The organism is Amycolatopsis sp. NPDC104587 (assembly GCF_055583645.1).
Genome location: NZ_JBVJNO010000008.1, coordinates 509,895 through 523,704, shown reverse-complemented (window position 1 = coordinate 523,704; position 13,810 = coordinate 509,895). Strand labels below are relative to the sequence as shown.

The 13,810-nt window shown below is 72.9% G+C and carries 13 protein-coding genes; 7 read left to right on the top strand and 6 right to left on the bottom strand.

Annotated features, from left to right (window positions below):
• Window positions 1–153 precede the first annotated feature (153 nt).
• Window positions 154–1,224: an NAD(P)/FAD-dependent oxidoreductase gene (locus tag ACZ61C_RS27535; protein WP_465310703.1), complete on the bottom strand. Its 1,071-nt coding sequence runs from the start codon at window positions 1,222–1,224 to the stop codon at window positions 154–156.
• Window positions 1,225–1,307: 83 nt separating this feature from the next.
• Between ACZ61C_RS27535 and ACZ61C_RS27530 the strand changes: the two genes are divergently transcribed.
• The gene (locus ACZ61C_RS27530) at window positions 1,308–1,862 is read left to right on the top strand and encodes a suppressor of fused domain protein (RefSeq protein ID WP_465310702.1); all 555 of its coding nucleotides are present in this window, start codon (window positions 1,308–1,310) and stop codon (window positions 1,860–1,862) included.
• Here ACZ61C_RS27530 and ACZ61C_RS27525 read toward each other — a convergent pair.
• Complete coding sequence (locus tag ACZ61C_RS27525; RefSeq protein WP_465310701.1) at window positions 1,832–2,698, bottom strand: LysR family transcriptional regulator; 867 nt, start codon at window positions 2,696–2,698, stop codon at window positions 1,832–1,834. The two genes, ACZ61C_RS27530 and ACZ61C_RS27525, sit on opposite strands and share 31 nt — an antisense overlap.
• Window positions 2,699–2,780: 82 nt before the next feature.
• On the opposite strand from ACZ61C_RS27525, the gene ACZ61C_RS27520 reads away from it, so the two are divergent.
• Complete coding sequence (locus ACZ61C_RS27520; protein WP_465310700.1) at window positions 2,781–3,668, top strand: MBL fold metallo-hydrolase; 888 nt, start codon at window positions 2,781–2,783, stop codon at window positions 3,666–3,668.
• Window positions 3,669–3,697: 29 nt separating this feature from the next.
• On the opposite strand, the gene ACZ61C_RS27515 is transcribed toward ACZ61C_RS27520, so the two are convergent.
• Together ACZ61C_RS27515 and ACZ61C_RS27510 are read right to left on the bottom strand one after the other, a co-directional pair.
• Window positions 3,698–3,862: a hypothetical protein gene (locus ACZ61C_RS27515; RefSeq protein WP_465310699.1), complete on the bottom strand. Its 165-nt coding sequence runs from the start codon at window positions 3,860–3,862 to the stop codon at window positions 3,698–3,700.
• 50 nt (window positions 3,863–3,912) lie between these two features.
• A complete protein-coding gene (locus ACZ61C_RS27510; protein ID WP_465310698.1) occupies window positions 3,913–5,451 on the bottom strand; it encodes a phytoene desaturase family protein in 1,539 nt (512 codons plus the stop codon).
• A 272-nt stretch (window positions 5,452–5,723) separates the two neighbouring features.
• Between ACZ61C_RS27510 and ACZ61C_RS27505 the strand changes: the two genes are divergently transcribed.
• The 3 genes from ACZ61C_RS27505 (at window position 5,724) to ACZ61C_RS27495 (ending at window position 9,922) form a co-directional block, all read left to right on the top strand.
• A complete protein-coding gene (locus ACZ61C_RS27505) occupies window positions 5,724–6,728 on the top strand; it encodes a serine protein kinase RIO (RefSeq protein ID WP_465310697.1) in 1,005 nt (334 codons plus the stop codon).
• A gap of 325 nt (window positions 6,729–7,053) precedes the next feature.
• On the top strand, window positions 7,054–8,646 hold the full coding sequence (locus tag ACZ61C_RS27500) for a DEAD/DEAH box helicase (protein WP_465310696.1): 1,593 nt from the start codon (window positions 7,054–7,056) through the stop codon (window positions 8,644–8,646).
• A gap of 100 nt (window positions 8,647–8,746) precedes the next feature.
• Complete coding sequence (locus ACZ61C_RS27495; RefSeq protein ID WP_465310695.1) at window positions 8,747–9,922, top strand: 8-amino-7-oxononanoate synthase; 1,176 nt, start codon at window positions 8,747–8,749, stop codon at window positions 9,920–9,922.
• 3 nt (window positions 9,923–9,925) lie between these two features.
• Here the strand turns inward: ACZ61C_RS27495 and ACZ61C_RS27490 are convergent, their stop codons facing one another.
• Together ACZ61C_RS27490 and ACZ61C_RS27485 are read right to left on the bottom strand one after the other, a co-directional pair.
• Window positions 9,926–10,360 carry a GNAT family N-acetyltransferase gene (locus ACZ61C_RS27490; protein WP_465310694.1) on the bottom strand — a complete coding sequence of 145 codons (435 nt, stop codon included), beginning with the start codon at window positions 10,358–10,360 and terminating at the stop codon, window positions 9,926–9,928.
• Window positions 10,361–10,377: 17 nt separating this feature from the next.
• The gene (locus ACZ61C_RS27485) at window positions 10,378–11,184 is read right to left on the bottom strand and encodes a S1 family peptidase (RefSeq protein ID WP_465310693.1); all 807 of its coding nucleotides are present in this window, start codon (window positions 11,182–11,184) and stop codon (window positions 10,378–10,380) included.
• Between the two features lie 166 nt (window positions 11,185–11,350).
• Here ACZ61C_RS27485 and ACZ61C_RS27480 point away from each other — a divergent pair, with 166 nt between their 5' ends.
• Together ACZ61C_RS27480 and ACZ61C_RS27475 are read left to right on the top strand one after the other, a co-directional pair.
• Entirely contained in the window at window positions 11,351–12,223 is an 873-nt protein-coding gene (locus tag ACZ61C_RS27480) for a M15 family metallopeptidase (protein WP_465310692.1), read from the top strand.
• Between the two features lie 98 nt (window positions 12,224–12,321).
• Entirely contained in the window at window positions 12,322–13,716 is a 1,395-nt protein-coding gene (locus tag ACZ61C_RS27475; RefSeq protein ID WP_465310691.1) for a mycothione reductase, read from the top strand.
• The last annotated feature ends 94 nt before the right edge of the window (window positions 13,717–13,810 follow it).

Below are 13,810 nucleotides of genomic sequence, written 5' to 3'. Positions count from 1 at the left end.
CCGTCGCGAGGTCCGGGCGCAGCTCGTCCGCGCGCCGGCGGGCACCCGCCCACTGGTCGGTCCCTCGCCCGCCGAGCCAAACGCTCGCGCCGTCGAGGATCGCCAGCAGTGCCGGAATGTCCGGCTCCGTCGCGCGGCGAAGGCGGAGTTCGCTCAAAACCGGTCCGGGGCGAACGGACTGAGGTCGAAGCCCGGGTCCTCGCCCAGCGCCAGCGCCGCGACCAGCTTTCCCGCGAACGGCCCGTTCGTCAGCCCGCCCGCGCCGAAGCCCGTCGAGACCGCCAGGCCCGGGCGCAGCAGGCCGAGGATCGGCAAGCCGTCCGGGGTGCCCGGGCGGAAGCCCACCCTCGTCTCCGCCAGGGTCGCGTCGGCCAGGCCCGGGGCGACCGTCAGCGCGTTGTCCAGCACCTCGCGCTGGCCGTCCGCCGTCACGCGGTAGTCGAAGCCCGCCTCCGTCTCGCGGGTCGCGCCCGCCACCACGCGGCCGCCGCCGAAGGCCAGGAGGTAGTGGCTCGTGCGGGGCAGCACCACCGGCCACGCCGCCGTGTCCGTGTCCGGTAGGTCGAAGTGGCTGATCTGGCCGCGGTGCGGCGTCACCGGGAGGTCGACGCCCAGCGGCGCCAGCAGCTCGCGGCTCCACGCGCCGGCCGCGACCACCACGCTGTCCGCCTCCAGCGGGCCCGCCGGGCTCGCGACCGTCCCGTCGGCCCGGAAGGCGACCTCGCCCTCGACGAACTTCGCGCCCCGGCGCTCGGCGGCGGACAGCAGCGCGCGACGCAGCTGGTGGCCGTCGACCCGGCCGGCGCCGGCCAGGTGGACCGCGCTCAGCCCGGGCGCCAGCGGCGGGAACAGCTCGCGGGCCTGGTCCGGGTCGAGCCGCCGGATCTCGCCGATCTCCGGCGCGTCCACCGCCCGCGCCGTCAGGCGTGCGTGCGCTTCGGCCAGCTCGGCCTCGTCGGCCGAGACGATCATCCCGCCGACGACCTCGAACGACGAGTCCTCGACCTCCGCCGTGAACTCCCGGTAGTACCGGCCCGCGGCCGCCGCGAGCGGGTAGAGCGCGTCCTCCCAGCGCGACGTCCAGGGGCTGACGATCCCGGCGCCGGCCTCGGTGGCCGTCCCCGGGCGCACCGCGTCCGCCACGACCACCTCCGCGCCCCGGCCCGCCAGGTGCCAAGCCGTCGCCGCGCCGCCGATTCCGCTTCCGATCACGAGCACTCGCATGTCCCCCACCCTGCCCGAAAATGCCGCGCCCGGGCCAACGGCGCACCACCGCGGCTCGACGGGCGGGTCGTATGCTGCGCGCCATGCCGAGCCGTGCCGAGCGGTATTTCGCCCATCTCGACACCCTGACCGGGGACACCGAGGCCCGCCTGCAGCCGATCCCGTCCACCCACCCCGAGCTCGACGACGTCATCGCGTTCGTCTACGCCGACGAGCCGGAACCGCGCTACCTGACCGGCGCGACGTACGGGCTTTCGCTGGCCGACCACCCCGACTGGCACGGTGTGAGACCGGAGCTGTGGATCAGCGTCCGGTCCGACGACCCGGTGTGGGCCCTGGCCATCGGCTACCTCGCCGAGCAGCTGCGGGGCACCTGCCCGTTCGTCTACGGCGACACCATCGACTTCGGGCAGCCGATCGCGCCGGAGTCCGGCATGACGGCGTTCGCCGTGTCGGCGCCCGCGGGCCTGGACGCGCACCAGTACACGCTGATCGACCTCGGCGGCCCGCCGATCAGCATCGCCGGCTGTTACCCCGTGCACGACACCGAGCGCCAGTACATCCGCGAGCACGGCATCGACGCGTTCTGGCAGCTGGACTGGGACCTCTACGACGTCCGGCGGCCGCCGGTCGTCTGATACGCGGCCGTCGCGAGCCCGGCGAACGACCGGACCAGCGGGCCGGCGTCCTTCCACGCGACGACCACCGGACTCGGCGCCAGGTCGGTCAGCGGCACGACGGCCAGCTCCCCGGGCGGCCGGTGCCCCAGCGGCATCAGGCCGACGGTGCCGTTCCAGAGCACGGCCCCGACGCACTCCTGCACGGCGCGCACCACCGGCCCGTCGCGGGGTTCGCCGCCGTGCCAGTACGCCTGCCAGACCGGGTCGGTGCCGTCCGGGAACCGGAACCAGCGGCGGCCGGCCAGGTCCGCCAGCACCAGGCTTTCCCGGCGGGCCAACGGGTCGTCGGCGCGCAGCACCGCGCCCACCGGGTCGGCGCGCAGCTGCCGCACGGTCAGGCCGGTCTCGTCGAACGGCCCGCGCGTCAGGGCGACGTCGACCAGCCCGGCGCGCAGCCCGCAGGTCGGGTCGGTCAGGTCGGCGTCGCGGACGACGACCTCGACCTCGGGGTGCCGGCGGCGGTAGGCGTCGGCGAGGCGCGTCGCGCCCGGGTCGGCGTTGTCGGCGAGGATGCCGACGGTGAGCGTCGCGGCGCCGGCCGCGGCGGCCACGCGCACGCGCGCCTGGTCGGCGTGGTCGAGCAGCGCCCGCGCTTCGGCCTGCAGCGCGGCCCCGGCCGGGGTGAGCGCGACTCCCGCGGCGGACCGGACGAGCAGGACGGCGCCGATGTCCGCCTCCAGCTGCTTGATCGCCCGGCTCAGCGGCGGCTGGCTCATGTGCAGCCGCGTGGCGGCGCGCCCGAAGTGGAGTTCCTCGGCGACCGCCACGAAGTACCGAAGCGTGCGTAGCTCCATGACCGGCGACGATATTCGCCGGGTATCGGCTCCGCACAACCGGTCTTGGACGGGAGCGCCGCCCCGGCGGTGGAATCGGGGCATGACCGAACTGACCGATCCCGCCGTCCGCGTCGGCGGCGCCCGCGAGCTCGCCCCGGACCTGCTCGTGATCCCGAACGACCACGTCGACCTGGTGCCCAACATCGGCGTGGTCGGCGGCCGGGACGCCGTCCTGGTCGTCGACACCGGCATCGGCACCGCCAACGCGTCGGAGGTCCTCGCCTTCGCGACCGAAGTGGCGAAGGGCCGTCGCCTTTACCTGACCACGACACACTTCCACCCCGAGCACGCGTTCGGCGCGCAGGTGTTCGCCGGCGAGGCCACCTACCTGGTCAACCGCGCCCAGGCGGACGACCTGAGCACCAAGGGCGCGGGTTACCTGGAGATGTTCCGCGGCCTCGGCGAGGTGATCGCCCGGCGCCTCGACGGCGTCCGGGTGCCGGCGCCCGACGTCGTCTACGACGGCACGCACGAGCTCGACCTCGGCGGCCGGACGGTCCGGCTGCGCCCGACCGGCCGTGGGCACACGAAGGGCGACCAGGTCGTCGAGGTGCCGGACGCCGGGGTCCTGTTCACCGGCGACCTGGCCGAAACCGGGCAGTTCGCGATCTTCCCGTGGTTCCCGCCGCACGACGCGGACGTCTCCGGCGTCGGCTGGCTCACGGTCCTCGACCGGCTGGTGGCGGACGAGCCGCGGGTGGTGGTCCCAGGCCACGGAGAGGTCGGCGGCGGCGCCGTGCTCACCGACGTCCGCGACTACCTGCGCGAGCTGCGCGACGAGACCTGGCGACGACGCGATTCGGCGATGGCGCAGGCGGAGATCGTCACCGAGGTCCGGGCGCTGCTGCTGGAGCGGCACCCGGAGTGGGCCGGGCAGGAGTGGATCGAGCCGGGCGTCGGCTGCCTGTGCGCCGAACACGGCGGTTGACTGCCCTTTCGGTCGGCGTGAAACCCGCGTCACGGCGTGGTGAGCCAGTCGACGATCGCGCGGGAGATGGCGCCGTCCGCTCGCTCGTCGTAGCCCTCGAAGCACGGCATCGAGTTGGCCTCCAGGAAGAACCATTCGCCGGTCGCGCGGTCGATCTTGAAGTGGCACGCGGCAGTGCGCGGTGAGCCGCGCACCCTCGGCGATCTCCGGAGAGGGCTGGGGGCCGGCGGAAAACAACTGGGGATCACCGACCGGGAAGGTCCAGCACCGCCATCGCCGCGTTGTGGCCCGGAATGCCGCTGACACCACCTCCCCTCGTCGCGCCCGCGCCGCACAGCAGGACGCGCTCGTGCGCCGTTTCGACGCCCCACCTGCCCACCTGGCTTGGATCTTCCGCGAACGGCCAGGACAGGTCCCGGTGGAAGATGTGCCCGGCCGGCAGGCCCAGCTCGGCCTCCAGGTCGAGCGGGGTCTTCGCCTCCACACAGGGTTTCCCGTCCGGCCCCGTCAGCAGGCAGTCCTCGATCGGCTCAGCGAGCACGCTGTTCAGCGAAGCCAGCGTCGCGCGCAACGCCGTTTCGCGCGCCTCCTCGTTGCGCCCTTCGAAGAGCCGCGCGGGCATGTGCAGGCCGAACAGGGTGAGGGTCTGTGCGCCGGCCGTGCGCTCGGCCGGGCCCAGGATCGACGGGTCCGTCAGCGAGTGGCAGTAGATCTCGCACGGCGGCAGCGTGGGGATCCGCCCCGCCGCCGCCTCGCGGTACGCCGTTTCCAGCTGACCGAAGGTTTCGTTGACGTGGAACGTGCCGCCGAACGCCTCGGCCGGGTCGACGGCCGGGTCACGCAGCTTCGGCAGCCGTGACAGCACCATGTTCACCTTCAGCTGGGCGCCTTCGGGCCGCTCCGGCGGCTTCTCGCCCAGCAGCCGCGCGAGGGTGGCCGGCGCGACGTTCGCCAGGACGTGCCCGCCCCGCACGACGTGCTCGGTGTCGTCTCGCCGGTAGCGCACTTCGCCGTCCGGGTCGAGCGACAGCACCTCCGCGCCGGTCACCAGGCGCGCCCCCGCCGCGGCCGCCACCGCCGCGAGCGAGCCGGTGACCGCGCCCATGCCGCCGACCGGCACGTCCCAGTCGCCGGTGCCGTTGCCGATCACGTGGTAGAGCAGGCACCGGTTCTGCCGCAGGTCCGCGCCGCCGGCCGGGGCGAAGGTGCCGATCAGCGCGTCGGTGAGCACGACTCCGCGCACGGTGTCGTCGCCGAACCACGAGGTGAGCGACTCGCCGATCGGCCGCTCGAACAACGTCGACCACGCTTCTTCGTCGCCGACCCGGTCCCGGAAGTCCACTTCGGACAGCAGGGGCTCGGTCAGGGTGCCGAAGGTGCGTTCGGCGACGCGCCCGGTCAGCTCGTAGAACCGCTGCCACGCCGCGAAGTCCGCTGTGGACCCCGTGAGCGCGCGGAACGACGCCGCCGTCCGGGCGTCGTCGCCGGTGTCGACAAGGAGACCCGAGTCGCCGGCGGGTGTGTAGGACGACATCCGGCGCCGCTTCAGCCGCACGTCGAGGCCGAGGTCGGCGATGATCTTCTTGGGCAGCAGGCTGACCAGGTACGAGTAGCGCGACAGCCGGACGTCGACCCCGTCGAACGCGCGAAACGACACCGCGGCGCCGCCGGTCTCGCCCCGCCGTTCGAGCACGAGCACCGACCGGCCCGCCCGCGCCAGGTACGCGGCCGCCACCAGCCCGTTGTGACCGCCACCGACGACCACGACGTCGTAGGAACCCATCCGCCCCTCCTCGCTCGGCTTGCCCGTTCATCGTGACCACGGCGGCGGGCCGAATACAAGGAAAGGGCGCGAACGGTCCGTTCGCGCTATTCGCTTGCGCGGCCCCGGATCGGTCCGGCAAGCTGAAACGCATCCGGCAGGGAGCCGGAGTGGGAAGAGCAGGAGGTGCGACTCGTGATGACTGTCCGGGCCCTTCCGCGCCCTCGCCCACCCGCCCCCCGAGGCTGACCACGCGCCCGGTGGGGCATCCCTGACCAAGGAGAACCCCACCAGTGCGCCAGCACGACTTCGAAGACTTCGACCTGTTCGACGAACACCGTCCGGCCGGCAGCGGACGCCGCCGAGCTCGGCTCGACGAAGAAGACCCCCGGACCACCCGCCGCCGGACGGCGCGGTTCGAAGACGACCCCGAACCCACCCGCAGCGGGCGGCTGACCGAAGGCGAACGCGTCCGCCTCGCGAAGCTGCGCGACGACGCCTACACCGAAAACCAGCTTCCCGACGACGCCGACCGCTGGTCCACCTGGGACGACGCCGAACACGGCCCGCTCCCCCGGCCGGACTGGGTGGTCACCGAGCTCGCCGCGGTCGACACCGACCTCGGCGTCCTCAAGACCGGCAAGGAGGCCGACGTCCACCTCTTGCGGCGTGGCCTGCCCGGCACGCCGGGAGCCCTGCTCGCCGCGAAGCGCTACCGCAGCGACGAACACAAGCTGTTCCACCGCGACGCGGGGTACCTCGAAGGGCGGCGGATGCGCCGCTCCCGCGAGATGCGCGCGATCGAGCACCGCACGGCGTTCGGCCGCAACCTCATCGCCGAACAGTGGGCCGTCGCGGAGTTCGCCGCCCTGAGTCGCTTGTGGACGCTCGGCGCGCCGGTCCCGTACCCGGTGCAGCGCAACGGCACCGAGCTGCTCCTCGAGTTCGTCGGCGAGGACGACGGGACGGCCGCGCCCCGACTGGCCCAGGCACGCCCGGACCCGGAGGAGCTCACAGACCTCTGGCACCAGGCGACCGCGGCGCTCGAGCTGCTCGCGTCCGAGGGGCTCGCCCACGGCGACCTTTCGGCGTACAACGTGCTCGTGCACCGGGGCCGGCTGGTGGTGATCGACCTGCCCCAGGTGGTCGACGTCGTGGCCAACCCCGGCGGGGTCGAGTTCCTGGCGCGGGACGTGCGCAACCTGGCCGGCTGGTTCCACGGCCGGGGCCTCGGCGAGGACGTCACCAGGACCGATGAGCTGCTGGCGGAGCTGGTGGCGACGGCCGGGCTCGGGTGATCGCGGGGCGGCGGCGCGGATGTGGCGCGGAACACGTCTGCGACGCCGCCCACAACCGGTGACCTCGATGCGTAGTCCCAGCTCCGGCTCGGGTACAGTATGTACAGACCGCAACCGGCGGCGTGGATGAGTTGGTGTCCGTCGCCTCCAGAGCCACCGAATGGCTCGCGGTGATCCGTAACCCCCCAGCGGCGCGCAGTGTCGGAAAGCGCAAGACACAGTGTGCCGGGTCCGTCCTTGTGAACGCCCACCGCACACCATCTTGCCCTGCCTGCGCGCGGGGAGCCCGGGCCTCCTTGCGACGAACCACGTCCGAGAGGCATTTGTGACAGTCACGTTCAACTCTGGTCCTTCCTCGACGTCCGCGCACGCGGGCCGTCCCGACCGCCGGCCGCGCCAGCGTCCCGCCGGTGGGGACAACATGCTGCGTGACGACGCGGTCGAGACGGTCGCGACCAGGACTTTCGCCGAGCTGGGCCTGCCGGAGCCGCTGCTCCGCGCGCTCGCCGACGCCGGCATCACCACCCCGTTCCCGATCCAGTCCGCGACCATCCCGGACGCGCTGGCCGGCCGTGACGTGCTGGGCCGCGCCCAGACCGGCTCCGGCAAGACCCTCGCCTTCGGCCTGGCCATGCTGGCCCGGCTCGACGGCGGCAAGGCCCGCCCGAAGCGCCCCCGCGCGCTGATCCTGGTCCCGACCCGCGAGCTGGCCATGCAGGTGGCCGACTCGCTGACCCCGCTGGCCAAGTCGCTCGGCCTGTGGTGCCGCACGGCCGTCGGCGGCATGGCCTTCGCCCGTCAGGCGGACGCCCTCTCCCGCGGCGTCGACCTGCTGATCGCCACCCCGGGCCGGCTGTCGGACCACGTCCGCCAGGGCACCGCGCACCTGGGCGACTGCAACTTCATCGCCCTCGACGAGGCCGACCAGATGGCCGACATGGGCTTCATGCCGCAGGTCCGCGAGATCATGGACCTCACCCCGCCGGGTGGGCAGCGCCTGCTGTTCTCGGCGACGCTCGACGGTGACGTCAACCGCCTGGTCCGCCAGTACCTGAGCGACCCGGTCACGCACTCGGTCGCGCCGTCGACCGCGAGCGTCGACACCATGGACCACCACGTGCTCCAGGTGTCGCACCAGGACAAGCAGGACGTCATCACGCAGATCGGCGCCCGCGAGGGCCGCACGATCATGTTCGTGCGGACCAAGCACCACGTCGACCGCCTCACCGAGCGGCTGCGCGAGCAGGGCGTGAACGCGCAGGCCCTGCACGGCGGCAAGACGCAGGGGCAGCGCAACCGCGTCCTCGCGGACTTCAAGGAAGGCCACTCGCCGGTGCTCGTCGCCACGGACGTCGCGGCGCGCGGCATCCACGTGGACGACATCTCGCTGGTGCTGCACGTCGACCCGGCGGCCGACCACAAGGACTACCTGCACCGCGCGGGCCGCACGGCGCGCGCCGGGGCGTCCGGTGTCGTCGTCACGCTGGTCACCAACGACCAGCGCCGCATGGTCAAGCGGATGACCGACCGGGCCGGCGTGCGCGCCGAGTCCACGATGGTCCGTCCGGGTGACGAGGCGCTGTCGCGCATCACCGGTGCCCAGGAGCCCAGCGGCGAGCCGGTCATCGAGCGGCGGCGCGAGAACCCGCGTCGCGGCGGCGGTGGCTTCCGCGGCGACCGCGGCTTCGGCGGCTCGAGCCGCGGTGGTTACCGCGGTGACCGCGGCAGCCAGGGCGAGCGCGGCGGCAGCAGCTACGGCGGCGACCGTGACCGCGGTGGCGACCGCGGCGGTTACCAGGGTTCGCGCGAAGGCGGCCGTCCCGGCGGCTTCGGCGGCCGCGGCCGTCAGCCCCGCTCGGGCAACGGCGGCGGTTACGGCCGCCCGAGCCGTGGCCCGCGTCGCGGCTACGACAGCTGAGTTTTCCCTTCGGAAGCCCCGGACCCTCGTGGTCCGGGGCTTCCGGCGTTTCCGGGCCCGCTTCCCCGTTGTGCCGGGCCCGGATGCGAGACTGCGGGACGTGACTACGCCGCCGACGCTCCCGCCCGAAGAGGTTTTCGACTGGCTCGACACCGAGGCGGAGAAGCGGGCGAGCGCGGGGCTCGTGCGGCAGCTGCGGCCGCGTCCCGCGCAGAGCGACGAGCTGGACCTGGCCGGCAACAACTACCTCGGGCTGGCGCGTGACAAGCGGGTCGCCGGGGCGTCCGCGGCCGCCGCGCTCCGCTGGGGCGCCGGCTCGACGGGGTCCCGGCTGGTCACCGGGTCGACGGAGCTGCACACCGAGCTGGAAATGGAGCTCGCGCGGTTCTGCGGCACGCAGGCGGCGCTCGTATTCTCGTCCGGGTTCGCCGCGAACCTCGGCGCGGTGACGGCGCTTTCGGGGTCCGAAGCGGCGATCGTCACCGACAAGTACATCCACGCGTCGCTGATCGAAGGCTGCCGGCTGTCCCGGGCGGACGTCGCGGCGGTCGCGCACGGGTCGCCGTCGGCGATCAAGCACGCGCTCGCGACCCGGCGCAAGCCGCGGGCGCTGATGGTGACGGACTCGGTGTTCTCGGTCGACGGTGACCTCGCCCCGCTGGCCGAGCTGGCCGGGATCTGCCGTGGGCACGGCGCGGCGATGCTGGTCGACGACGCGCACGGCTTCGGCGTCCTCGGCGAAGGCGGCCGTGGCGCGGTGCACGCGGCCGGGCTCGCGGGCGCGCCCGACGTCGTCACGACGTTGACGCTGTCGAAGTCCCTCGGCGCGCAGGGCGGCGCGGTGCTGGGGCCGCGCCGGGTGATCAAGCACCTCGTGGACACGGCGCGCAGCTTCATCTTCGACACCGCTTTGGCGCCGGCGAGCGCGGCCGCCGCACTGGCCGCGTTGCACGCGCTCAAGGAAGAGCCGGGGCTGGCGGAGAAGGTCCTCGAGAACGCGGGAAACCTCGCGATGTCGCTGAAGGCGGCGGGGTTGAAGGCGAGTGTGCCGGACGCCGCCGTCATCTCGATCCAGGCGCCGTCGGCGGAGACGGCCGTCGCGTGGGCGGCGGCGTGTGCCGAGCAGGGCATCCGGGTCGGGTGCTTCCGGCCGCCGTCGGTGCCGGACGGGGTTTCCCGGCTGCGGCTGACCGCGCGGGCCGACCTCACGGAGTCCGATGTGGACCGTGCGGTGAAGGTGATCACGGCGACCGCGCCGCGGGGCGCGACCGCCTGAGCCTTACCGCGGGAGGCGGCGCATCGTGATGTGCGGGATGCCGTCTTCGTCGGTGTACTCGGCGCCTTCCGCGACGAAGCCGTAGCGCGCGTAGAAACCCTGGACGTACGTTTGCGCGTCCAGGACGTACTCGCCGGGGGTGGTGAGGGCCGCGTCCATCAGCCGGGCCGCGAGGCCCTGGCCGCGGGCGGTCGCGGCCGTGGCCACCCGTCCGATGCGGCGGACACCACCGGGGTCGGCGAGCACCCGCAGGTACGAGGTGACGCCGCCGGCGTCCTCGAACCACAGGTGGCGGGTGTCCGGCCGCAGGTCACGGCCGTCGAGCTCGGGGTAGGCGGCCTTCTGCTCCACGACGAACACGTCCACGCGCAGGCGGAGGATGTCGTGCAGCTGGGCGGCGGTGAGCTCGGGTCCGGACGCGTCGTGCAGGGTCGGCATACCCCTGCTTACCACGCTCAGAAGAGGCGCTGTTTGGCCTGGGCCCGGATGTCGTCGACGTAGGCCGAGACGCGGGTGTAGACACCCGGCTTGCCCGCCTTGCCGCAGCCGTCGCCGAACGAGACGATCCCGATCAACGTGTCGCCCACGACGAGCGGGCCGCCCGAATCGCCCTGGCAGGCGTCGATGCCGCCGTCGGCGTACCCGGCGCAGACCATCGACTTGCTGTTGTAGACGTTGTAGTCGGCGCTGCAGTCCGAGTCCGAGACCAGCGGCACCTGGGCGCTGCGCAGGTAGTCGGAGCGGGCGCCGCCGTCGGCGACCCGGCCCCAGCCGAGCACCGTCGCCTTCGTGCCGGTGCGGTACACGTCCTCGCTGTCCGGCAGCTTCGCGGGCCGGTAGTCGAGCTGGCCGCGGACGGTCAGCACGGCGATGTCGTCGCCCTGCGTCGGGTCGTTGTACCCGGTGCTGATCCAGACCTTCGAGACGCCCAGCGACTCGCCGTCGTCGGTGCGCTTGTCCTCCCGGCCGGCCACGACGCGGACGTCCTGCTTGCTCACGGCCTTGGCGCAGTGCGCGGCCGTCGCGACCGCCGTCGAGCTGACGATCACCGCGCCGCAGAACTGGTTGCCGCCCGCGTCGGTCAGGTAGACCGCGTACGGGTGGTCGGAAAGGGACGCCTTGTCGCCGCCCACGATCCGCGGCTGGTTGGCCGACGCCGGGTCCGCCGACGCCGTGCCGACGACCACCGGGACGGCCACGGCGGTGACCGCGAGGAACGCGCCGCACGCGAGCAGCAGGGATCGACGGGACTTCACGGACATGGGACGTTCCCCTCTTCACAGCAGCACAAGACAGAACACTCGGCACCCGGATGACTCCGGTGCGTGAACGAGTGGCGCTGAATACCCTAATCGGAGTGGGCCCGAAACGGTGTCACTGAAACGGGTGGACTCCGCGCTCACCCAAAGCTTCTGTCAGGCTGGACGGATGCGACGGACAGCGGCGGTGGTCTCCGGGGCGGTCATGACCCTCACCCTGGGCGCCTGCACGTCGGAAGTCCCCTCCACCCCGCAGCCGGTGGCCGCGACGCCGTTCTCGACGACCGTGTCCAAACCCCCCGCTCCGGTGACTTCGGTGCCGCCGAAGCCGTCGAGCGCGCCCGCCGTCACCTGGCAGGTGGGTGCCCGGCCCCTCCCCGTCGGCCCGGACGGGTTCGGCGCGGTCGAACCGACACCACCCGAACTGGTGAACCGGGCACTTCCGACAAAAGACCTCCTTCCGCCCCCGTCCGGCGGCCGGTACGCCTCGACGATCAGCGCGGTGCCCGCCGCCGTCCTCGCGCGCAGCACCTGGCAGCCCGCCTGCCCGGTCAAGGCGACCGACCTGCGTTACCTGACGATGTCGTTCTGGGGTTTCGACGGGCGCGCGCACACCGGCGAAATGCTGGTCAACACGACCGGCGCCGCCGGGATCACCAAGGTCTTCGGACAGCTGTTCGCGGCGCGCTTCCCGCTGGAGGAGATGCGCGTGACCAGCCCGGCCGAGCTCACCGCGCCGCCGACCGGCGACGGCAACTCGACCAGCGCGTTCGTCTGCCGCCCGGCCCGCGGGCAGACGTCCTGGTCGGCGCACGCCTACGGGCTCGCGGTGGACGTCAACCCGTTCTGCAACCCCTACACCCAGGGCAAGCTCGTGCTGCCCGAGCTGGCGTCGGCCTACCTGGACCGCGCGAACCGCCGTCCGGGCATGGTCCTGGCCGGCGACGCGACCGTGCGGGCGTTCGCGGCGATCGGGTGGAGCTGGGGCGGGGCCTGGACCAGCCCGAAGGACCGGATGCACTTCACCGGCAACGGACACTGAGCACGTAATACGACGTTAAGCACAGCCGGGAACACCCGCCTCGCGCAGGCGGTTGGCTAGGGTGAACCGACCGGACCGAACCCCCGCGGAGGATGCAAGTGCCCCACTACGACCTGGTGATCGTCGGGACGGGATCGGGGAACTCGATCCTCGGGCCCGGTTTCGCCGGCAAGAAGACGGCGATCGTGGAGAAGGGCACCTTCGGCGGCACCTGCCTGAACGTCGGCTGCATCCCGACGAAGATGTTCGTGTACGCCGCCGACGTCGCGTACACGCCTTCGCACAGCGCGAAGTACGGAGTCGACGAAGAGCTGAAGGGTGTGCGCTGGCGCGACATCCGCGACCGCATCTTCGGCCGGATCGACCCGATCGCCGCCGGGGGCGCGGAGTACCGCCGCAGCCACGAGGACAACAAGAACGTCGACGTCTACGAGGGCACCGGCCGCTTCACCGGGCACAAGGAGCTGCGCGTCAGCTTCCCCGACGGCCGTCCCGACGAGGTGCTGACCGCCGACAAGTTCGTGCTCGCCGCGGGCGGACGTCCGGTCATCCCCGAGATCCCCGGCATCGAGGACACCGGCTACCACACCTCCGACACCGTGATGCGGCTCGACGAGCTGCCCGAGCGGATCGTCATCCTCGGCGGCGGGTACATCGCGGCCGAGTTCGCGCACGTCTTCGCGTCCTTCGGGGTGCGGGTCACGCTGGTCAACCGGTCCGCGCGGCTGCTGCGCGGCGAAGACGAGGACGTCAGCGCGCGCTTCACCGAACTGGCGTCGGAACGCTTCGACGTCCGTCTCGAACGCAAGACCGTGCGGGCGCGCAAGACGGCCGGCGGCGTCGCGCTGGACCTCGAAGGCCCGCAGGGCGCCGAGACCGTCGAAGCCGACCTGCTGCTGGTCGCCACCGGCCGGAAGCCGAACTCGGACCTGCTCGACGTCGCCGCCACCGGAGTGACCACAATGGACAGTGGGCACGTCGTGGTCGACGACCACCAGGAGACCGTCGTCGAAGGCATCTACGCGCTCGGCGACTTGTCCTCGCCGCACGAGCTGAAGCACGTCGCGAACCACGAATCCCGGGTGGTGCAGCACAACCTGCTGCACCCGGACGAGCGGATCAAGGCCGACCACCGGTTCGTGCCGCACGCGGTGTTCACCCACCCGCAGGTCGCTTCGGTGGGCCTCACCGAGCAGAAGGCGCGCAAGCTCGGCGTCTCCTACGTGACCTCGAAGCAGGACTACGCGGGCATCGCGTACGGCTGGGCGATGGAAGACACGACGGGCTTCGCGAAGCTGCTGGCCGACCCGGCGACCGGGCAGCTGCTCGGCGCGCACATCATCGGGCCGCAGGCGTCGAGCGTCATCCAGCCGCTGATCCAGGCGATGAGCTTCGGCCTGGACGCGCGGAGCATGGCGCGCGGCCAGTACTGGATCCACCCGGCGATGCCGGAGCTGGTCGAGAACGCCCTGCTCAACCTGCCCCTGGACTGAGTCACCGCGGGGGGGGGGGGGGGGGGGGGCGGGGGGGGGGGGGCACCCGCGGGGGATCGGACAGGCATGGAGGGGTCCGGTGTTGCCGGGCCCA